Below are 20,198 nucleotides of genomic sequence, written 5' to 3' on the forward strand. Positions count from 1 at the left end.
TCACCGCGACCGGCCGACGACCGCACGCGCACCCCAGCAGGCAAATCAGCCCGCAGCGGGCGGCGGCTGGATCCGTGATCTCCTGCGCAGTGCTTCAAACGAAGAGGGTCGCGGCGAGCGCGAACGCCAGGCGCCTTCCGTTCAGAAGGAAGACCGTTCAGCCCTGCATGTCGTGGAATCACTGAACTCGCTTTCGGTGGACATCGCCCGTGCGATCGACCATGAAGCATCGATCGACCTGTGGGACCGCTACCGCCGTGGGGAGCGCAATGTCTTCACGCGTCGGCTCTACACGCTTAAGGGCCAGCAGACTTTTGACGAAATCCAGCACAAGTATCGTTCAGATCCCGAGTTCCATTCGGCGGTCGATCTGTACTGCCGCGATTTCGAAAAACTTCTGCGGGACGTGTCGCGCTCGGATCGAGACAACATGATGACCCAGACCTATCTGACCTCGGACACGGGCAAGGTCTACACGATGCTGGCACACGCGAGCGGCCGTCTTCGCTAACACGATACGGCATACAAGCTGAACGAACCGGACGGGCCCCTAGCGGGCCCGTTTCCTTTTGGATGGCAATCTGCAAACCGTTGTTCGGGCGCACGGCTCCTGCTGGAACAACAAAAAGCCTTTGACAACGAAACGCACCGGAACTCCGATAGGATGTCACGCTCACGTTTCAGGCTCGGAGATGTCAATGAAGGCCGTGCTCTTTGAACGCTTCGCACAAGCGCCGCAGATCGTCACGCTGCCCGATCCCTTGCCGGCTGCGCACGGCGTCGTCATCAAGGTTGAGGCCACGGGCGTTTGCCGAAGCGACTGGCATGGCTGGATGGGGCACGACCCTGATATCGAACTGCCACATGTTCCCGGCCACGAACTCGCCGGTGCGGTGGAGGCGGTCGGCAAAGACGTTCAGCGGTGGAAGGTCGGCGACCGCGTTACCGTTCCCTTTGTCGGAGGCTGCGGTTCATGTCCCGAATGCCATGCCGGGCAGCAGCAGGTTTGCCACAACCAGTTTCAGCCGGGCTTCACGCACTGGGGTTCCTTCGCCGAATTCGTTGCAATCCACCAGGCCGATCTCAATCTCGTCGCACTGCCTGAAACCATGGATTTCGTCACCGCGGCCAGCCTCGGCTGCCGCTTCGCCACATCGTTTCGCGCGGTTGTGGATCAGGGCCGGGTTTCTGCCGGTCAATGGGTCTGCGTACATGGCTGCGGCGGCGTCGGGCTTTCCGCCATCATGATAGCCAGCGCCCTCGGTGCAAATGTGGTGGCCGTGGACATTTCCGAAGACAAGCTGGCGCTCGCCCGCGAACTCGGCGCAACCGCGACTGTCAACGCAGGAATGGTGGCAGATGTCGCCGAAGCGGTCTTCGACATCACAAATGGCGGTGCTCATCTCTCCCTCGACGCGCTGGGCCATCCCGAAACCTGCTTCAACTCGATCCAGAACCTGCGCCGGCGTGGCAGACATGTGCAGATCGGTCTGATGCTGGCTGAGCACAGCACGCCACAGATTCCCATGGCGCGTGTCATCGCCCACGAACTCGAGGTTCTGGGGAGCCACGGCATGCAGCGCATCGCTATGACGCAATGCTGGCCATGATCCAGACAGGCAAACTCGCCCCTGAGCGGCTGGTGGGACAACAGATCAGCCTTGAAGAATCGATTGAAGCACTGATGGCGATGGACCGGTTCCAGTCTATCGGCGCAACGGTGATCAACCGCTTCTGAAGAGCAGCGCTTGCAAGGCTTCAGGTGTTGGAGACAGTCCAGTCGACGAGATCCGCCATGGCCGTGCCGAAGGCTCGGTCAAGGGCCGAGGCGAACGCCTGCCCCCCGCTGCCGTTCACGGGTGTCGATGCGGTGAATACGCGCGAAGCCCGCACGACCCCATTTCGGTCGTTCAGTATGCGAACGAAGATCTCGACCTCGGCGCGATCCTGTCCGTCGACACGCACATTGAAAGCACGCAGGTCTGCCAGAATCTGGTAGTCGATCGCCAGTCCCTCGCCCGGCATGCCGACGCCGCCGAAGCGGCCCGAACGCTGGTAGAGATCGGCCATGCGTGTCTGAACGATCCTTGGCAGCCGGTCGGCCCAGCGAACACCACCCAGATACTGAATGGCGCCACTCGACGTCTTGACCACAATGTCCTGCCCGTCGAGCATCTTGATGGCTGTGGGCTCTGTGACAAGGATCTGTTTCCGGCTGACGCGGCGTCCGTCCTGCGAGACGGTGGGCGTGGTGAGATCGAAAGCATCTACAGGTGCAGGTCCGCCGCCCGGCAAGGCAGCACAGCCGGCCAGAACGCCCCCCAACGCCAGCAGCGCGAAAATCCTCGCCCTCGTCCTCAAAAACCGCTCCTCAATCCGAACGCCGGTGAATCCGGCGGGATTCGCCCCTGACACTGCCCAAAAAGCAAAAAAGACCTGTCCCGAATTGTTTGGATGATGCGGCACGAATGTCAACGTCGGACCCGCCCGTCATAACGGCGAATCGTCCCATCACCACCGGTGATGATGCGTTGCGGATTCTGTTCGAAATCCGTCACCGCGCTCTCAATCCGGTTGATCGAACGGCGGGCGTCGCGCACGAGAGACTCGACCTCACGCAGTCCACCGCCCGAGAAGCGCTCCAGATTGCCCGAAATCGCATCAACGCGGACGGTCAGCGTTTCGGCCATCTTGCGGAAAGACCTGAGCGTTTCGCGTGCATCGGCCATCAGACCGTCGCCGTCGCCGGATTCGAGCATGCCGTCGAGCTTGGCAAGCACGGAATCGAGCCGCACCGACGATTTGTTCAACTGGCTCGCCAGTTCGCTGGCATTGGTAATGAACTGGTCGATGTCGTCCTTGCGCTTGTCCACCGTTTCGCTGACATCGGCGATGCTTTTTGCAGCGCGGTTCACGGTCGCGCTTGCCTGCTCGAAATTACCGACGGCGGATTTGACCGTGGCGGGATCGACGCTATCAAGAACGCCGTCGAGCTTGGCGAGTGTCTGGTTGGCATTGGTCGAGAAAGTGCCGATCGAACGCACGGTCTCGTCAACACTGGTCATGACCGTGTCGATGTTGCGGCTCGCTTTCTCCAGGCGCCCCGAAAACTCATCGAAATTGCCAACCATCGATGCAATCTTGTCACGATCGACCGACGTAATCAGCTCCTCGGCCGCCTTTAGCGTGCTGTCGAGCTGCCCGGACACTTTTGAGATCGTCTCCGAGAGCGAGCTAACATTGGCGAGGAATGTATCGATGCCGGACGCGTTGCGCTCCAGTGCCTCGGAAAAGCGCTGGACGTTCTTGACCGTATCGGTAAGCGGCTGCCGGGCGTCCTTCGTGAACCCTTCAAGCTGGGACACAACAGAATCAGACGCGTGAGAAGGCTTTGGGCGGTCTGCAGAAGATTGGTCACCGCCGAAGGGCTTGCCTGTATTTCCGCGACCGTATCGCGCTCCTCGGCCAGGTCGAACAGATTGGGCTCGTTGAGGTCACCGCCCGTCAGCTCGATGTTTGCCGTTCCGGTGAGGCCCGCAAGCCCGACATCCGCCTTTGTGGATTGCGTGATCGGGGTCAAGCGGTCCACTTCCGCGTCGGCGATTGCGACACTCGGGTTCGAAAGGTCCAGATAGACGCGGCGCACATCCCCCACCTTCACGCCGTTGAAGAGCACTGCGCTGCCACGCGAGAGGCCGGATGCGGAACCGGGAATGCGAAACCGCAGAACCGCAGTCTCGCCCCGGTCGCCGATATTGGCGGTCCAGTAAACGAAACCGAACGCGGCCAGGATGACCAGAACGGTGAAGAAGCCGACAAGAACGTAGTTGGCTCTGGTTTCCATGATAACCTGCTAACCTCTTGCGGAACGGTCGATCTGCCGGGCCCGCTTTCCCCTGAAATAGGCTTTCACCCAAGGATCGTCGCATGCGAGCATGTCCTCGACCGTGCCTTCAACGAGAACACGTTTGCCACCGAGAACAGCGATGCGGTCGCATGCCGTCAAGAGACTGTCGAGATCGTGGGTGACCATATAGACCGTCAGCCCCATCGTGTCGCGCAGTTTCCCAACCAGCTCATCGAATTCAGCCGCACCGATCGGGTCAAGACCGGATGTCGGCTCGTCCAGAAAAACAATATCCGGATCGAGTGCAAGGGCGCGCGCAAGGGCGGCCCGCTTGATCATGCCACCCGACAGTTCGGATGGGTATTTCGTTGCTGCATTGCGTGGCAGACCGACAAGTTCAAGCTTCAGATAAGCCAGCTCGTCCATCAGCGCGCGCGGCAGGTCGAGATATTCACGCATTGGCACCTGGATGTTCTCGAGCACTGTCAGCGCTGAAAACAGCGCGCCGTGCTGAAAGAGAACCCCCTGATGCATATCGACCCTCAGGCGTTCCTCATCCGTCGCAGCGTCAAGGTCCTGTCCAAGCAGGTGGATCGTGCCCGAGCTTTTTCGCACGAGACCAAGGATCGTGCGCAAAAGCACCGATTTGCCAGCTCCCGACGCGCCGACAAAGCCAAGAATTTCGCCCCGATAGACGTCGAGCGAAAGACCGTCGAGCACCAGCGTATCACCGAAACCGACCGTGACGTCGCGCACGGAAAGAACCACATCGCGCGACTGCGCCACCTGCCCTTCCTGCCGCTCCTCGATCAACACCATGCCGCCACCTAGAAATCGATTGCTGCGTAGAAAATGGCGAACATCCCATCAACGACGATCACGACGAAAATCGCCTTGACCACGGACGCAGTGACGTGACCTCCAAGGGACTCGGCACTGCCTCCCACCTTCATCCCCTCGATGGAAGCGATAATACCGACGATCAGCGCCATGAAGGGTGCCTTGATCAAACCGGCGAAGATTGTTGAAAGATCGATCGAATCCCTGAGGCGATCAATGAACGCCTCGGGCGGGATGCCTGAGTAAAGCCAGGCAATGAGCATGGCACCGCCGAGGGCGGCGAAATTTGCAACGATGGTGAGACACGGAACCGCGACCATCAAGGCGACGAGACGCGGAAACACCAGAACCCCGACCGGGTTGAGGCCGATCACCGTCAGCGCATCCACTTCCTCGCGCATCTTCATGGAGCCGATTTCGGCGGTGATGGCGCTGCCGGAGCGACCGGCAATCATGATCGCCGTCATCAACACGCCAAGCTCGCGCAGGATCAGGATTCCGACAAGATCGACAACAAATATCTCGGCACCGAAATAGCGCAGCTGAAAGGCACCCTGCTGGGCAATGATGGCGCCGACGATCGCAGACATCAGAACGATGATCGGCACTGCGCCCACGCCCATCCGGTCGATCTGGTTGATAATGGCGGCAGGATTGATCGCGTGCGCGCGGCCAAGCTTCATCTGGGCGCCGCCAATGGTGGCGCCCAGAATATGCGCACCATAGACGATATCGTCCCGCGCCTCATACATGGCAACGCGATCCGCTCCAGGAGGCTGACAAGCAGCGAACCCTTTTGGCGCGGCCTGCTCTCGCCGTCCTGCTCAACCGCATCGCGAACCGCAGGCAGGAGTATCTTGGCGGCTTCGCTCTCGCCGGTGACCGTGACATCAGCACCACGTGTCTGATGCGCATGGACGAGGCGCTCGATGATCCAGGCGCCAGCCGTATCGAGGCTGGCGATGCCGGACAGGTCCACAGAAACGCGCTGCAGAGCGTCCTGGGCCTCCAGCTTGCGCATACGGGCATCGACCCTGGCGACAGTCCGCGTGTTCCAGGCACCCGAAAGGCGGCAGGAGAGCACGCCGCCCTGCACGTCCGTCTCTAGACGGGGCTCGCCATTCTGGCCGGCTGGACGCCCTGCGTCGCTTGCGTCGTCAACGGAATTGGTCAACATGGCACCATCATTAGTGTGGAGCAGGTCCAAAGGGAACCGGTTGCCGGTCCCCAGAAGCGCCATATAAGGCATGTTCCTCCGATAATTGTGATTTTTGCGAGAAGAAGGGTGGAAATGACACGCGAACTGGCCACAAACACCGAAGGTTTTCCCATTGCAGGTGTCTTCACAATCTCCAGAGGCTCACGCACAGAGGCGCGAGTCGTCACCTGCACGGTGAGCGAAAACGGCGTTCGCGGCCAGGGGGAATGCGTGCCTTACCCGCGCTACGGCGAATCGGAGGACAGCGTAGTCGCTCAGATTGAGGCGGCGCGTGAGGATATTGCCAACGGCATCAGCCGCGCCGACCTCGTCTCCTCGATGCCAGCCGGCGCCGCCCGCAACGCTGTCGACTGCGCTCTCTGGGATCTCGAAGCGAAGCTTTCGGGCAGGCGCGCTTCCGCGACGGCCTGCACCATCCCGCCACGCCCGTTGCAGACGGCCTATACGATTTCGCTCGCCGCACCTGAGGAAATGGCAGCACAGGCGCGCGCGCATGCAACGCGCCCTCTCCTGAAGGTGAAGCTCGGCGGTGAAAACGATGCGGCACGCATTCATGCCGTGGCGGGTGCGGCCCCCGACAGCCGCCTGATCGTCGATGCCAATGAAGGCTGGACCGAAGAAAACATCCGCGAAAACATGCTGGCGGCAGCAGAATTCCACGTTGCCCTGATCGAACAGCCCCTGCCCGCCGGAAAGGACGGAATTCTGCGCGACATCCCACACCCGGTGCCAGTCTGCGCGGATGAGAGCGTGCACACAGCCGACAGCCTACCCGAACTTGCCGGGCTCTACGATTTCGTCAACATCAAGCTCGACAAGACCGGCGGTCTAACGGCGGCGCTGGAACTGCGCGACCGCGCCCGTGAAATGGGCTTTGGCGTGATGGTGGGATGCATGGTGGGCACGTCGCTCGCCATGGCGCCGGCGGTGCTGCTCGCCCAGGGTGCCGACTTTGTGGATCTGGACGGCCCGCTGCTTCTGGCGAAAGACCGTCCGCACGGACTGAGCTATTCCGGCTCACTGGTCTCGCCCCCCTCGCCACAGCTCTGGGGTTGACGGGGGCTGGACGATCAGGGCCGCTCAGGCGGCCTTGATCCGGTCCCCCTGAAATGCAGCAACGACGGCGCGCTCCTGCGAAGCCGCAGCCGCAGGCTCTACCTCGAGAATCTGCGCCCACGTGATGATCTCGAAGCTGCCGTCGAAATTCTCGGCAAGCGCCGTGCAGCTTTCCACCCAGTCGCCCGTGTTCATATAGCTTATGCCGCGAATGTCTTCCATCGCGGCATGATGGATGTGTCCGCAGATAACGCCGTCAACCTCGGAGCGCTGGGCTTCCTGGGCAAGCACGTCCTGGAACGAGCTTATGAACTTGACCGCCTTCTTGACCTTGATCTTTGCCCAGGAAGAAAACGACCAGTACGGACGCCCCAAAACCCGCCGCACGCGCGCGATGACGCGATTAACGACGATGGCGAGGTCGTAGGCCTTGTCGCCCAGATAGGCAAGCCAGCGCACATTGTGCACGACCTGGTCGAACTGGTCGCCGTGGATGACAAGAAATCTGCGCCCGTCTGCGGCCTCGTGGATCACCCGGTCGGCGACGACGATGCCGCCGAAATGGACGCCCTGGAACGAGCGAAGAAACTCATCGTGATTGCCCGCGATATAGGTGATCTCGGATCCCTTGCGCGCCTTGCGCAGGAGCTTCTGCACCACATCGTTGTGCGCCGCCGGCCAGTGCCATGACCGCTTGAGACGCCAGCCATCGACAATGTCTCCGACCAGATAAATCTGGTCGGCATCGTGATAGCGCAGAAAATCGATCAGAAACTCGGCCTTCGCCGGCTTCGAGCCGAGGTGGATGTCGGAGATGAAAAGTGCGCGAAATCTGCGGTGTTCAGCGCCGGTCATTGTCCCGCCTGAGCCTTGTTAAGTCGCGCATTCTATGGCCCGATTCATGTCACAGACATATGACGATTACCGTTTCGATACGGGAAAATGGCTGTGCAGGACGGCAAAACGCCGCGCCGGGCACGATTCCGGCTTATGAAACTGCTTCTCGACATTCAGCGCTGGAAAAAGCGCGGGCGAGCGCCTAAGCACATGAGACGATTCATACCGTTTGAGCGCTGCGGCCCATCAGGGGTCAATAGCGCCTGAACACCGTGCCGCAAGCCAAACGGCCACGCCGCCAGAGCCATGATGTGGAGCCGCTGATGTCATCCAAAAACAAGAAACCACAGAGATCAGAATTCGACGAAGCCGCGCTCTTCTTTCACCGGCACCCCACTCCCGGAAAGCTGGAAATTCAGGCCACCAAGCCGCTGGGCAACCAGCGCGACCTGGCGCTCGCCTATTCGCCCGGCGTTGCCGCCCCCTGCATGGCCATCCATGATGATCCGAAAACCGCGGCCGATTATACGGCACGGGCCAATCTCGTCGCCGTGGTCTCCAATGGTTCAGCCGTGCTCGGGCTCGGCAATATCGGCCCGCTCGCTTCCAAGCCGGTAATGGAGGGCAAGGCGGTTCTATTCAAAAAGTTTGCCGGCATCGACGTGTTCGACATCGAGATCGACGCGCCGGAAATCGACCGCATGGTGGAGACGGTCGCGGCACTCGAACCGACCTTCGGCGGCATCAATCTGGAGGACATCAAGGCACCCGAATGCTTCGAGGTCGAGGAACAGTTGAAAGCCCGCATGGGCATTCCGGTGTTCCATGACGACCAGCACGGCACAGCCATCATTGTGGCCGCGGCGGTTTTGAACGGTCTTGAACTGGCCGGCAAGGACATCGGCTCGGCAAAGATAGTTTCTTCGGGCGCGGGAGCGGCCGCGCTTGCCTGTCTCAACCTGCTCGTTTCGCTCGGTGCGAAGACCGAAAACATCTGGCTTACGGATCGGCACGGCGTCGTCTATGAGGGCCGCAGGGAGGAGATGGACCGCTGGAAAGCGCCGTATGTGAAAGACACGGACGCCCGCAAGCTGGCTGAAGTGATCGGCGGAGCGGATGTGTTTCTCGGGCTCTCGGCGGCTGGTGTGCTAAAGCCGGAAATGCTGGCGGACATGGCCGAGAAACCGCTGATCCTGGCGCTCGCCAACCCTGTGCCCGAGATCATGCCGGACGTGGCACGCGAAGCGCGGCCTGACGCCATGATCTGCACCGGGCGCTCGGACTTCCCGAACCAGGTGAACAACGTTCTGTGCTTCCCCTACATCTTCCGCGGAGCGCTCGACGTGGGTGCGACCGCGATCAACGAAGAGATGAAGCGTGCTGCGGTCAAGGCAATCGCAGGCCTTGCCCGCGAAGAGCCATCCGATGTCGCAGCGCGCGCCTATTCCGGCGAGACGCCGATCTTCGGTCCGGACTTTCTGATCCCTTCACCCTTCGATCCACGCCTCATCCTGCGCATCGCACCGGCGGTTGCCGAAGCGGCCATGAAGAGCGGTGTCGCGGCACGCCCCATCGAGGACATGGACCAATATCTCGACCGGCTAAACCGCTTCGTGTTCCGCTCCGGCCTCGTGATGAAACCTGTCTTCTCGGCAGCCAAAGGCGCAGGCACCAAGCGTGTGATCTATGCAGACGGCGAGGACGAACGGGTGCTGCGCGCAGCCCAGGTCGTGATCGAGGAAGGCATAGCCGAACCCATCATAATCGGCCGTCCGCACGTGGTGGAAACGCGCCTCAAGCGCTATGGCCTGCGTATTCGTCCTGGCGAGGATTTTTCGATCATCAACCGGAAGACGACCCGCGCTATCGCGACTATGTTGATCTTCTGGTGCAACTGGCCGGCCGGCGCGGCGTGACGCCCGAAGCCGCGCGCACCCTTGTGCGCACGAACACCACGGTAATTGCCGCCATCGCCATGATGCGCGACGAGGCGGACGCATGATCTGCGGGCTTGAAGGCCGCTTTGAGAAGCACCTGCGCTACGTGGACATGATCATCGGCAAGCGCGAAGGCGTCTGCGATCTTTCCACCCTCTCCATGCTCATCTCTCAGTTCGGTGTAACCTTCTTTACGGACACCTATGTCACCCTTTGTCCCTCCGCCTCGGAAATCGTCGAAACGACGATCCTTGCGGCGGAGGAGATCCGTCGTTTCGGCATAGAACCCAAAGCAGCGCTTCTCTCGCACTCCAACTTCGGCTCACGCGATTCCGAGAGCTCGATCAAGATGCGCGAGGCGGCATCGATGTTGAAACGTGTTGCCCCCGATCTTGTGTCCGACGGTGAGATGCACGGCGATTCCGCACTTTCGGAGGTGCTGCGTCAGCGTGTGTATCCGCAGGCATCGCTCTCCGGCGAAGCCAATCTTCTCGTGTTCCCAAGTCTGGACGCAGCAAACATAACGCTGACCACATTGAAGATCATGACCGATGCGCTGCATGTCGGCCCGATCCTGCTCGGAACGGCCATGCCCGCCCACATTCTGACCCCCTCCGTCACCTCGCGCGGCGTCGTGAACATGACCGCACTTGCGGCCGTCGAAGCCCTGCAGAAGAGCAAGGCCGTGATGACGAACTGAAATTTCCTGCAGAATTTGGTTGCTGCCAGATCATCAATACGCGATAAGGTTGCATTTCTAACTGTAACTTAACCTGATTGGCCTATCTTTCGCCAATTGGCTGACGGTTTCCGCGAAACCGGAACGGGCGTGTTCGCGTGTCAGTCAGTGTGGGCAGACGGGGCGCGGAATGCATCTGGGTGGCAAGTATTTATTGCGTATTGTTTTTGTGTTTGTCACTGCCGCGCTGGGCGCGGCGGCAACAGTCGCCGACGCCAATGCGAAATCGCGAACGTGCAGAAATCTCGAAATGCAGCTTGCGGCCGCCTCGCCGAACTCTTCGGCAAAGGCCAGGGGTTACGACCGCGCTATAGCGAAGCAGCAGTACCAGCTTGGTATTGTGCGTTCACGCCTGCGGCAGGCGCGGTGCGGGCTCGGTATCTTCAAGAACCGCAGCAGCCAATGCACTGACTTGAGAAAATCGGAAGCCCGCATGGCGAAAAATCTCGCCAAGCTGCAGAGTGAGCGAGGGCGGAAAGGCGGCACTTCAGGCAAAGAACGCGCCCGCCTCCGTTCCGCATTGAAAGACAACAATTGTTACGCAAAAAAAAGTCCACAGCAGGCGCAAAGAAAGAAACAGAAACAGGCAGCGTCATCGAGCGGCACCAAAAAGCCGAATCGCCCCGGAACCGTCTATCAGACCATGTGCGTGCGCGCATGCGACGGTTATTATTTTCCAATCTCGTTTTCGGTTGCGAAGGACAAATTCTCCAGAGACCAGAAGACCTGCGAGGCGCGCTGCCCCGGCGCTGAGGTTGCGCTCTACGCGCATGACGTTCTGAACGAAGAAGCCGAAGACATGATTTCCGTTGCCGACGGCACCCCGTATCGCGCATTACCCAAAGCGTTCAGCTACCGCCAGACCGGGGTGTCGCGCGCCGCCTGCAGTTGCCGCAAGGACAAGCGCTTCACAATCATCGCCGGGGGAAAGGCGGTCGACGCGCGCACTCCAGCGCCCATCGGACCGCCTCCCGCACCCGAAACCCGGTTGATGGCGAAAGAGATGTCCAGTGAGACTTCAGCGAGCTTCTACATCGCAACACCGCCGCAGCAAGAGCCAATGTCAGACAACGCTGCGGCAGCGCATATGGAAAAGAATGCTTCCGTCAACCCGCTGCTCGAAGACGATGCCGCCCAGCGCCGTGTCAGGATAGTCGGGCCAGCGTTTCTTCCCGACCCAGAAGAGGCAATAGACCTGCGAGCTCCGGCCCCTGCTCCCGACCCGTAAGGGCGATGCGGAGCGGCATGAAAAGGCCTCGCCCCTTGCGCCCCGTTCCGGCCTTGACGGCCGCCGTCCATACGCGCCAGGTTTCGGCATCCCATGGCTCCTGCGGCAGGTGCTTCCCCGCCTCGTGAACAAAGATGCGGTCCTCCTCCGAAAGAACAGCATCCTGAGCCGGTTTCGCGCGAACGATGCTCCACCAGTCCGCCGCTTCCGCGACGGACTCCAGATTGCCGCGCACGGCAAGCCAGAAGGCCTCTGCTTCATCGCCGGCAATGCCAAGGGCGGCGAGCCGGTCTTGTACATCGTCAAACGGCATCACCTGAATGAGATGCCGGCTGAGGCCTGAAAGCTCCGCCGGGTCGAACCTGGCCGCCGATTTCGACGTGGATGTCGGATCGAACAGCGTCGCCAGTTCCTCCATCGAGGAGGCTGCGGTAACGTTTTCGGATGTGCCTATGAGAACCGCAAGCGACGCAACCGCCATCGGCTCGATGCCCGCATCACGCAAGCTGGCAACGGAGAGAGCGCCGGTGCGCTTCGAAAGCCCCTCCCCTGACACGGTTGTCAGCAGGTTGTGATGGCCGAAGGCCGGCGGCTCGGCGCCAAGCGCTCTGAAGAGCGCGATCTGCGCGCCTGTATTGGTGACGTGATCGTCACCACGGATGACATGCGTCACGCCAAGGTCGATATCGTCAACCACGGAAGGCAGCGTGTAGAGATACGTGCCGTCCGCACGGATCAGAACGGGGTCCGACATGGAGGCAAGGTCGACCGTCTGAGGTCCGCGCACCACATCGTCCCAATGCACCTCCGTACGACTGGTCACGAAAGGATCGTCGGCGAAATTCGGGAGAAGAAAGCGCCAGTGCGGCCTGCGCCCCTCGGCTTCCAGCGCCGACTTCTCCGCATCTGTGAGTTTCAGCGCCTCGCGGCCATAGACGGGCGGCAGACGGCGCGACAGGCGTATCTTGCGGCGGCGTTCAAGCTCTTCCGGCGTCTCGTAGCAGGAATAGAGAAGCCCGGCCGCCTTCAGCTTTTCAGCGGCGGCATCATAGTGCTCGAACCGGCCCGACTGGGCAACCGTCTGATCCGGTTCGATGCCGAGCCAGGCCAGGTCGCGGGCGATGCCATCGGCATATTCCTGACGCGAGCGCTCTGCATCCGTGTCGTCGAAGCGCAGGATGAAGCGTCCATTCAGCTTCTTCGCATAAAGCCAGTTGAAGAGCGCAGTACGCGTGTTGCCGATATGAATGTGGCCGGTCGGAGACGGCGCGAAACGAACGGTGACTGTCATGGGTGCGGGGGTATCCAAAAGCGCATCGCTTGGCAAGAAAAACGCGGGCCTCAGGCAGGTTCCAGACGGGCATTCAGCCCGCGCGATACAAACAGGAGCATCACGCAAGCCGCCAGGCAGTAGACGCCCATCACCCCGATCTGCAGCGGATAGCTAACGCCGCGGTCGATCAGGAAGCCTGTAACGCCCGGCCCCATGGCCGTGGCAAAGACCATGATTGCAACGGTCAGTGCGCGAATGGAACCCAAATGTCTGATGCCGTAAACCTCCGGCCAGAGCGCGCCGAAAAGCGTCGAGGAAAAGCCATAGGAAACGCCCATAAGCCCCATAAAGGCAAAGGCGCTCCACTGGGCTTCGCTACCCGCGAGAATGAGACAGGCCGCCCCCAGCGGAACAAGGAAGCCCGGCAGAAGCGCGACGGCTGAAAAACGGTCAATCAACTGGCCCGAGATCAGCGCGAAGACGACCGTCATGGACGCCATGAAGGTAAATGAGGAGGCGAACACCTCCAGAGACCAGCCGCGCAGTTCCACCAGATAAATCTGATGAAAGAAAATCGTGGTGCCGATAAAGCCCGGCGCCATGACGCCGAGAAGCAGAAGATAAAAGACGGGATCGCGCAGCACTTCACCACGCGTCCAGTCACGCACCGTGCTTCTGCGCGCCGCCGGATCGCTGGCGCGCGGCGCACGCTCCACCGCAATCAGGCCGGATATGACCGGCAATGCAAAGACGAGAAGAAGTGCGGCGGCGATGAACCAGCTATTGCGCCAGCCGACTACCGCGGCAATCGCGACGAAGGCCAGCGGCAGGGTCGCCTCGCCGACATTGTGACCAAGCGTTGCGACGGAAACAGCCCGACCGCGCTGCGCGGAGAACCATCGCCCCATGGCGGTCAGCGAGTTGTGCGTCATCATCCCCTGCCCGAACAGTCGCAGCATGTAGATCGTCACCACAAGCACCACGAGCGAATGCGAAAGCGCCATCGACACACAGGCGAGCGCCAGAAGCGGAATGATGATGAAGGCGACCCTGCGCGCCGAATAGCGATCAACGATCTGGCCGAGCCGCGGCAGGGTAAACGCGCTGGCGAGCGTCGCCAGCATGTAGAGCGTGCCGAAGGCACCGTGCGACAGACCGTATTCGGCGCGGATATCGCCAGCCGACAGCGAAATGAAGAAGGTCTGGCCGAAGGATGAAAACAGCGTGAGAAGAAACCCGCCCGCAAGCCAGCGCGCGTTATCGCGAAGAAAGATCAGATAGGACATGAGCGGAACTCTGGTGCCGGGCGGGATGCGGCGTCGGAACACTGCAAAGCGAATTGCGGGCATCGTAAACGCAGGAGGAAAAAGCGCAATGGCCGCATTGCACCGATTGGATGCGCCAGCCCCTTGCAAAAAACATAAGAATCGACTTATCTATTCACATGAACGAAGCAGACATCTTCAAGGCCCTTGCCGACCCGACACGCAGACAGATGCTCGAACGATTGAGCGGAGGCGAACGCAATGCGACCGAACTGCGGGAGGGGCTCGCCATGTCGCAGCCGGCGGTCTCGCAGCATATCGCCGTGCTGCGCGGCGCCGGCCTGATTGAGGAAGAAAAATCCGGACGGCAGATGCGCTACCGCATAAGGGCGGATGGAATGGCGCCGGTGGTCGACTGGCTTACACGCTATCGCGGCTTCTGGCCCGAACGGGTCGAGAGGCTCAAAACACTGCTCAGGGAGATGGACCAGTGAGCGACGCCGACACTGAAAACACGAACGAAAACATTGTTCTGGAGTGCCTTCTGGAATCTCCGCCCGAAAAGGTCTGGCGCGCACTTACCGTTCCCGAACTTGCGGCAGGCTGGCTTGGTGAGCCCGGTGACGGCGGCAGGGAACCGGCCTATGAAATCCTCGACACAGAGCCCTGTTCGCGTGTGCGCTATACCTGGCGTGACGAGCAGACCGACGCGCCAGACACGCTTGTGACCTTCGAGATCAGCCCCGCACCCGACGGCAATACGTGGTTTCGTCTAACCCACAGCCACTGCGCCCTGCCACGCCTGGCTGCAAACAGCAACGGCGCGCCGACAGCACGCGCTGCCTGACATCCACCAGAACCGAACCAGAACCGACACTGATAAAAAAGGAGATCGCGATGCGCGACACGATGGCGCTCGTCCCTATGGTCGTGGAGCAGTCACCGAGAGGCGAACGTTCCTTCGACATCTACTCGAGACTTCTGCGAGAGCGGATCATCTTCCTGAATGGGGAGGTGAATGACGACTCGGCCGCACTCATCTGCGCGCAGCTTCTGTTCCTGGAATCGGAAAATCCCGAGCGCGAGATTTCCTTCTACATCAACTCGCCGGGAGGCGTGGTGTCGAGCGGCTTTGCCATCTATGACACGATGAACTTCATCAACAGCCCGGTGGCGACTGTCTGCATGGGTACGGCCGGTTCCATGGGATCGTTCCTTCTGATGGCGGGGGAACCTGGCCGACGCGCGGCACTTGCCAATGCCAGTGTCGTTCTGCACCAGCCTTCGGGCGGCTTTCGTGGTCAGGCATCCGATGTGCAGCGCCACGCGGAAGACATATTGAAGCTGAAACGCCGGATGATCCGGCTCTATGCGGAACATTGCGGGCGCACTGAAGAGGAAGTGGAACGCACGCTCGACCGCGACTTCTTCATGACCGCGCAGGAAGCCTGCGACTGGGGCCTTGTCGACCGGGTCTATTCAACCAGGACGGATCTGGAACGCCAGAAAGCGCAAAAGCCTGCCAGCTCCTGAAAGCTGTTCTCTAACAGCTCGTTACGAGCGATCCCTGAATCTGTTCGTGATCGGATAACGACGGTCCCGCCCGAAATTCTTCTTCGTGATCTTCACGCCGGGCGCGGCCTGCCGCCGCTTGTATTCGGCAATATAGAGCAGGTGCTCGACGCGATGCACCGTCTCGCGCTCATGGCCCCGCGCAACGATCGCGTCGACACTCATCTCGCCTTCGACCAGGCATTCCAGAATGTCGTCGAGCACCGGATAGGGCGGCAGTGAATCCTGATCCGTCTGGTCGGGACGAAGCTCGGCCGACGGCGCCTTGTCGATGATGTTTTGCGGAATAACCTCGCCGGAGGGGCCGAGCGCACCGGGTGGCACGATCGTGTTGCGCCAGGACGACAGGGCATAGACCTGCATCTTGTAGACGTCCTTGATCGGATTGAACCCGCCATTCATGTCGCCATAGAGCGTGGCGTAACCGACCGACATTTCCGACTTGTTGCCCGTGGTGACGACCATGGAACCGAACTTGTTGGAAACGGCCATGAGGATCGTGCCACGGGTACGGCTTTGCAGGTTCTCCTCCGTCACCCCCTCTGCGGTGCCTTCAAAAAGCTGGCCAAGCGCGCTCGAAAATCCTTCGACCGGTTCCGAGATCGGCACGATGTCGTAGCGGCAACCGAGCGCACGGGCGCAGTCTTCGGCATCCTTCAATGAATCCTTCGAGGTATAGCGGTAGGGCATCATGATGCAGCGCACCCGCTCCTCGCCCAGCGCATCGACGGCGAGCGCAGCACAAATCGCCGAGTCGATGCCGCCCGAGAGACCAAGAACCACATTCTTGAAGCCGTTCTTGTTCACATAGTCGCGCAGGCCCAGCATGCAGGCCCGATAATCGGCCTCTTCCTTCTCCGGAATCCTCGACATGGGGCCGTCATCGCAGCGCCAGCCCTCGCCCTCGCGCTTCCAGGCGGAGACGGAGACTGCCTCCTCGAACTGGCTCATCTGGAATGCGAGCGACTTGTCGGCCTGTATGGCAAAGGACGCGCCATCGAAGACAAGCTCGTCCTGCCCGCCAAGCTGATTGGCGTAAAGCATCGGCAAGCCGCTTTCGATGACCTGACGGATGACGACCTGATGGCGCACCTCGACCTTGCCGCGATAGTAGGGGGAGCCGTTCGGCACCAGCAAAATCTCGGCGCCGGATTCGGCCAGTGTCTCGCAGACATCGAGTTCGCCCCAGATATCCTCGCAAATCGGGATACCTATTCGGATGCCGCGGAAATTCACGGGCCCCGGCATATCCGGGCCTGGCTGAAAGACACGTTTCTCGTCAAATTCCCCGTAATTGGGCAGGTCGAGTTTGTATCGCTCGGCGATCACCTTGCCGCCATCAAGCACCATGATCGCATTGTGCAGACCGCTCTTGCGCTTTAGCGGCACACCGATGATGACGCCCGGACCGCCATCCTTTGTGTCATCGGCAAGTGCCTGGACGGCCGTCTCGCAGGCCTCGACAAACGCGGGTTTGAGGACGAGGTCCTCCGGCGGATACCCGGCAATGAACAGCTCGGTGAACAGGACGAGATCAGCCCCATGGCGCGCAGCGTCCGCCCGTGCCTCGCGCGCCTTCGCCAGATTTCCCGCAACATCGCCAACGACTGGATTAAGCTGTGCAGTGGCAATACGCAGAATGTCAGAAGGGGCAGACTTGGGAGACATGACGTTCCTGTTCGGTGAGGCAAGGAGGGCGAAGTGTCTAAAGCGTGTAGCCTTTGCACCCCATGCTTGCAACACTCCCGCGTGTATCAGAGGCCGACGCCAAGCCCCTCTTCACTTCTATCCAGAATGAGCGGAATGATGAGATCCTCCTCATCGTCCAGATGACGCAGCAGCATGGCGAGCAGGGCCTCGTTTTCCCGCGCATAGGCATCAGCGGCAAAGCGCACTTGATCGCCGTCCGCCTGAAGTGCCTGCAAAAACGCCGTGCCACTCTCCGCATTGCGCTCCAGCGCGTCATGGATGACGTGATGGTCGCTGTCGAGCAAATCAAAACCGTGCTTCATGCGCGGCTCCGCTTTTGCAAAAACCGGGAAATAGTGCATGTCCTCGATTTGATGGTGTCCGTGAAGCTGCTGCAGGAAGAAGCGCAGGCGAGGCGCGAACCAGACAGCGAAATCGCGCGGAGCGAGCTTCTGCCCCCGATAATCGCCCATGCCCGCCTTCAACATGCCGCCAAGCTCACGAAACATGTCGTGGCGCTGCAGCCAGAACCGTGCCATCTCGCCAAGGTTCGGATGCGACGGCCAGACCTCTCGTGGGTATTTCTCCACGAGATAACGCAGATCGGCAGGCAATCCGTTCCGGGTCTCAAGATTCGGCATTTCTGGTAGCATCGTCATTCGTCGCGTCTGGCCGGAGCGACGACAACACTCGGACCGCCGAGAGCATATTGTGGCAGCTCATCCGCGATAGCATAGAAGTCGCCCCTGTCGGCCACGAAAATGTGGCTTTCGGCCGTGAGGCCTGATGGCAGGTCGAAGGCACCGGCCAGAATCGAGATCTTGTCCGCATCATTGCGCTTCCAGAACAGGGCGGAGCCACATGTCCTGCAGAAACCGCGTTTGGCGAAATCGGAGGCCGCATACCAGGTGATGTTCCCCTCGCCTTCAATGACGACGTTCGACACATCGACATCCGTCGCGGCATAGTAGAGCCCTGTCTGCTTGCGGCACTGCGAGCAGTGACAATAGACAACGCCGCGCAGCGCGCCCCTGGTGCGAAAACGGACCGCACCACACAGGCACGATCCGTTGCTTTCTTTCATCATGGTTTCCTCCGAACGCGATCCAGTCGTATCCGGAACCATATTTATCAGCTCAAAGCCGCCGGCGACATCAACTATGCCTGAAGCTAAGCATCAGGCGGTTTCAGCCGTTGGCCACCTTGCCTGCCGGCAGGGCCTCACGGTCTTTCTTCAGGAGTTCGGCCACCAGGAAAGACAGCTCAAGCGCCTGATCGGCATTGAGACGAGGGTCACAATGGGTGTGGTAGCGATCCTGCAGCTCCTCGTCGCGGATGGCGCGCGCGCCGCCCGTGCACTCGGTAACGTTCTTGCCCGTCATCTCTACATGCAGGCCGCCCGGATGCGATCCTTCAGCGCGATGCACCTCGAAGAAGGTCTGAACCTCCTTGAGGATGCGGTCGAAGGGCCGCGTCTTGTAGCCGGCCGCAGTGACGGTATTGCCGTGCATCGGATCGCAAGACCAGACGACCTTGCGCCCTTCTTTCTCCACCGCGCGGATGAGCCTGGGCAGGTATTCGCCCACCTTGTCCGCACCGAAACGTGCGATCAGGGTCAGGCGGCCGGGCTCGTTTTCCGGGTTCAGAATATCGATCAGCTCCATCAGACCGTCGGGCGAGAGCGAGGGACCGCATTTCAGGCCGAGCGGATTCTTGATGCCGCGGCAGTATTCCACATGGGCATGATCGGGCTGGCGCGTGCGATCGCCGATCCAGATCATGTGACCGGATGTTGCATACCAGTCGCCGGATGTGGAATCGACGCGCGTGAGCGCCTCCTCGTAGCCAAGAAGCAGCCCCTCATGGCTCGTGTAGAAATCCGTCTCGCGCAGCGCATGCGTGCTTTCGCCGGTGATGCCGATGGCGCGCATGAAATCGACCGTCTCGGAGATGCGGTTGGCCAGCTCCTGATAGCGCTCGGCCTGCGGACTGTCGGACAGGAAGCCCAGCATCCACTTATGGACGTTTTCCAGATTGGCGAAACCGCCCTGCGCAAAGGCGCGCAGAAGGTTCAGCGTTGCCGCCGACTGGCGGTACACCATTTCCTGACGTGCCGGATCGGGAATACGCGAGGCTTCGTCGAATTCAATGCCATTGATGATGTCACCGCGGTAACTCGGCAGCACCACATCACCCTTGGTCTCGTTGTCCGAGGAGCGCGGCTTTGCGAACTGGCCTGCGATGCGCCCGACCTTCACCACCGGCTGCGAACCGGCATAGGTCAAGACAACGGCCATCTGAAGAAAAGCGCGGAAGAAATCGCGGATATTGTCGGCACCGTGCTCGGCAAAACTCTCGGCGCAATCGCCGCCCTGAAGCAGAAAACCGTTGCCTTCGGCCACGGCAGCGAGCTGCTTCTTCAGCTTACGCGCCTCACCTGCAAAAACGAGCGGCGGATACGTGGCCATGCGCGCCTCGACCTCGGCCAGGGCGTCAGCGTCCGGATAAGCCGGAACCTGCAGGATTGGCTTGTTTCTCCACGAATTCGGCGACCACTTCGTCATCTTGCTTACTCGACAGTTGCTATAGGATCATGTCCTCTATCCGCTGAAATCTCCAAGACGGATACTGGAAGGCCGCTTTCTTAACCAAAGGAAGCGCCCGATACTAGCCCGCAATTGTGGCGTTCGGGAAAC

14 protein-coding genes and 5 pseudogenes are annotated in these 20,198 nt (G+C 60.6%); 8 read left to right on the forward strand and 11 right to left on the reverse strand.

Annotated features, from left to right (window positions below; all coding sequences use genetic code 11):
• Together JCM21793_RS26330 and JCM21793_RS26335 are read left to right on the forward strand one after the other, a co-directional pair.
• Positions 1-511: pseudogene (locus JCM21793_RS26330) on the forward strand (hypothetical protein); the annotation flags it as partial.
• 187 nt (positions 512-698) lie between these two features.
• A pseudogene (locus JCM21793_RS26335) lies at positions 699-1,738 on the forward strand (zinc-dependent alcohol dehydrogenase family protein).
• Between the two features lie 20 nt (positions 1,739-1,758).
• Here JCM21793_RS26335 and JCM21793_RS15325 read toward each other — a convergent pair.
• The 4 genes and pseudogenes from JCM21793_RS15325 to JCM21793_RS26345 form a co-directional block, all read right to left on the reverse strand.
• On the reverse strand, positions 1,759-2,361 hold the full coding sequence (locus tag JCM21793_RS15325; RefSeq protein ID WP_025030930.1) for an ABC-type transport auxiliary lipoprotein family protein: 603 nt from the start codon (positions 2,359-2,361) through the stop codon (positions 1,759-1,761).
• 110 nt (positions 2,362-2,471) lie between these two features.
• Positions 2,472-3,844, reverse strand: a pseudogene (locus JCM21793_RS26340) (MlaD family protein).
• Positions 3,845-3,853: 9 nt separating this feature from the next.
• Positions 3,854-4,666, reverse strand: a complete 813-nt coding sequence (locus JCM21793_RS15335) for an ABC transporter ATP-binding protein (RefSeq protein ID WP_025030931.1) — start codon at positions 4,664-4,666, stop codon at positions 3,854-3,856.
• Between the two features lie 8 nt (positions 4,667-4,674).
• Positions 4,675-5,864: pseudogene (locus tag JCM21793_RS26345) on the reverse strand (ABC transporter permease).
• 114 nt (positions 5,865-5,978) lie between these two features.
• Between JCM21793_RS26345 and dgcA the strand changes: the two are divergent.
• Complete coding sequence (gene dgcA, locus JCM21793_RS15345) at positions 5,979-6,962, forward strand: N-acetyl-D-Glu racemase DgcA (protein WP_025030932.1); 984 nt, start codon at positions 5,979-5,981, stop codon at positions 6,960-6,962.
• Between the two features lie 24 nt (positions 6,963-6,986).
• On the opposite strand, the gene JCM21793_RS15350 is transcribed toward dgcA, so the two are convergent.
• Entirely contained in the window at positions 6,987-7,817 is an 831-nt protein-coding gene (locus JCM21793_RS15350; RefSeq protein WP_025030933.1) for a UDP-2,3-diacylglucosamine diphosphatase, read from the reverse strand.
• A gap of 305 nt (positions 7,818-8,122) precedes the next feature.
• Between JCM21793_RS15350 and JCM21793_RS26350 the strand changes: the two are divergent.
• Both JCM21793_RS26350 and JCM21793_RS15360 read left to right on the forward strand, forming a co-directional pair.
• Positions 8,123-10,436, forward strand: a pseudogene (locus JCM21793_RS26350) (NADP-dependent malic enzyme).
• Positions 10,437-10,605: 169 nt separating this feature from the next.
• Positions 10,606-11,703 carry a DUF2865 domain-containing protein gene (locus JCM21793_RS15360; RefSeq protein WP_025030934.1) on the forward strand — a complete coding sequence of 366 codons (1,098 nt, stop codon included), beginning with the start codon at positions 10,606-10,608 and terminating at the stop codon, positions 11,701-11,703.
• Here JCM21793_RS15360 and gltX read toward each other — a convergent pair.
• The gene (gltX, locus tag JCM21793_RS15365) at positions 11,621-12,994 is read right to left on the reverse strand and encodes a glutamate--tRNA ligase (RefSeq protein WP_025030935.1); all 1,374 of its coding nucleotides are present in this window, start codon (positions 12,992-12,994) and stop codon (positions 11,621-11,623) included. The two genes, JCM21793_RS15360 and gltX, sit on opposite strands and share 83 nt — an antisense overlap.
• Before the next feature lie 50 nt (positions 12,995-13,044).
• Positions 13,045-14,262 (reverse strand): MFS transporter, encoded by a 1,218-nt coding sequence (locus JCM21793_RS15370; RefSeq protein ID WP_025030936.1) that lies wholly within the window; start codon positions 14,260-14,262, stop codon positions 13,045-13,047.
• Positions 14,263-14,420: 158 nt separating this feature from the next.
• Between JCM21793_RS15370 and JCM21793_RS15375 the strand changes: the two genes are divergently transcribed.
• Genes JCM21793_RS15375 through JCM21793_RS15385 form a run of 3 tightly spaced genes read left to right on the forward strand, consistent with a single transcriptional unit; the run spans position 14,421 to position 15,774 of the window.
• Complete coding sequence (locus JCM21793_RS15375; protein WP_007007115.1) at positions 14,421-14,735, forward strand: ArsR/SmtB family transcription factor; 315 nt, start codon at positions 14,421-14,423, stop codon at positions 14,733-14,735.
• Positions 14,732-15,088: an SRPBCC family protein gene (locus tag JCM21793_RS15380; protein ID WP_007007114.1), complete on the forward strand. Its 357-nt coding sequence runs from the start codon at positions 14,732-14,734 to the stop codon at positions 15,086-15,088. The genes JCM21793_RS15375 and JCM21793_RS15380 overlap by 4 nt, the downstream gene beginning before the upstream one ends.
• A 50-nt stretch (positions 15,089-15,138) precedes the next feature.
• Positions 15,139-15,774 (forward strand): ATP-dependent Clp protease proteolytic subunit, encoded by a 636-nt coding sequence (locus JCM21793_RS15385; protein WP_025030937.1) that lies wholly within the window; start codon positions 15,139-15,141, stop codon positions 15,772-15,774.
• Between the two features lie 21 nt (positions 15,775-15,795).
• Here JCM21793_RS15385 and JCM21793_RS15390 read toward each other — a convergent pair whose 3' ends face one another.
• The 4 genes from JCM21793_RS15390 to JCM21793_RS15405 all read right to left on the reverse strand — a co-directional run bounded on the left by JCM21793_RS15390 (position 15,796) and on the right by JCM21793_RS15405 (position 20,066).
• Positions 15,796-17,481, reverse strand: a complete 1,686-nt coding sequence (locus JCM21793_RS15390; RefSeq protein WP_025030938.1) for an NAD+ synthase — start codon at positions 17,479-17,481, stop codon at positions 15,796-15,798.
• 86 nt (positions 17,482-17,567) lie between these two features.
• Positions 17,568-18,161, reverse strand: coding sequence for a hemerythrin domain-containing protein (locus tag JCM21793_RS15395; protein ID WP_025030939.1), 594 nt, complete (start codon positions 18,159-18,161; stop codon positions 17,568-17,570).
• The gene (locus JCM21793_RS15400) at positions 18,158-18,589 is read right to left on the reverse strand and encodes a GFA family protein (protein WP_025030940.1); all 432 of its coding nucleotides are present in this window, start codon (positions 18,587-18,589) and stop codon (positions 18,158-18,160) included. Before JCM21793_RS15400 ends, JCM21793_RS15395 begins: the two co-directional genes overlap by 4 nt.
• Before the next feature lie 100 nt (positions 18,590-18,689).
• Positions 18,690-20,066, reverse strand: a complete 1,377-nt coding sequence (locus JCM21793_RS15405; protein ID WP_025030941.1) for a class II 3-deoxy-7-phosphoheptulonate synthase — start codon at positions 20,064-20,066, stop codon at positions 18,690-18,692.
• Between the last annotated feature and the right edge of the window lie 132 nt (positions 20,067-20,198).

Origin of the sequence: Nitratireductor aquibiodomus NL21 = JCM 21793 (assembly GCF_000615975.1) — a bacterium.
Classification (GTDB): Bacteria; Pseudomonadota; Alphaproteobacteria; order Rhizobiales; family Rhizobiaceae; genus Nitratireductor; species Nitratireductor aquibiodomus.

What these genes read in the sequence shown, in the direction of transcription:
- JCM21793_RS15395 (WP_025030939.1), bottom strand. Translation starts at nt 18,161, where the DNA reads ATGACGATGCTACCAGAAATGCCGAATCTTGAGACCCGGAACGGATTG.
- JCM21793_RS15370 (WP_025030936.1), bottom strand. Translation starts at nt 14,262, where the DNA reads ATGTCCTATCTGATCTTTCTTCGCGATAACGCGCGCTGGCTTGCGGGC.
- JCM21793_RS15390 (WP_025030938.1), bottom strand. Translation starts at nt 17,481, where the DNA reads ATGTCTCCCAAGTCTGCCCCTTCTGACATTCTGCGTATTGCCACTGCA.
- dgcA (WP_025030932.1), top strand. Translation starts at nt 5,979, where the DNA reads ATGACACGCGAACTGGCCACAAACACCGAAGGTTTTCCCATTGCAGGT.
- gltX (WP_025030935.1), bottom strand. Translation starts at nt 12,994, where the DNA reads ATGACAGTCACCGTTCGTTTCGCGCCGTCTCCGACCGGCCACATTCAT.
- JCM21793_RS15335 (WP_025030931.1), bottom strand. Translation starts at nt 4,666, where the DNA reads ATGGTGTTGATCGAGGAGCGGCAGGAAGGGCAGGTGGCGCAGTCGCGC.
- JCM21793_RS15385 (WP_025030937.1), top strand. Translation starts at nt 15,139, where the DNA reads ATGCGCGACACGATGGCGCTCGTCCCTATGGTCGTGGAGCAGTCACCG.
- JCM21793_RS15350 (WP_025030933.1), bottom strand. Translation starts at nt 7,817, where the DNA reads ATGACCGGCGCTGAACACCGCAGATTTCGCGCACTTTTCATCTCCGAC.
- JCM21793_RS15405 (WP_025030941.1), bottom strand. Translation starts at nt 20,066, where the DNA reads ATGACGAAGTGGTCGCCGAATTCGTGGAGAAACAAGCCAATCCTGCAG.
- JCM21793_RS15400 (WP_025030940.1), bottom strand. Translation starts at nt 18,589, where the DNA reads ATGATGAAAGAAAGCAACGGATCGTGCCTGTGTGGTGCGGTCCGTTTT.
- JCM21793_RS15360 (WP_025030934.1), top strand. Translation starts at nt 10,606, where the DNA reads ATGCATCTGGGTGGCAAGTATTTATTGCGTATTGTTTTTGTGTTTGTC.
- JCM21793_RS15375 (WP_007007115.1), top strand. Translation starts at nt 14,421, where the DNA reads ATGAACGAAGCAGACATCTTCAAGGCCCTTGCCGACCCGACACGCAGA.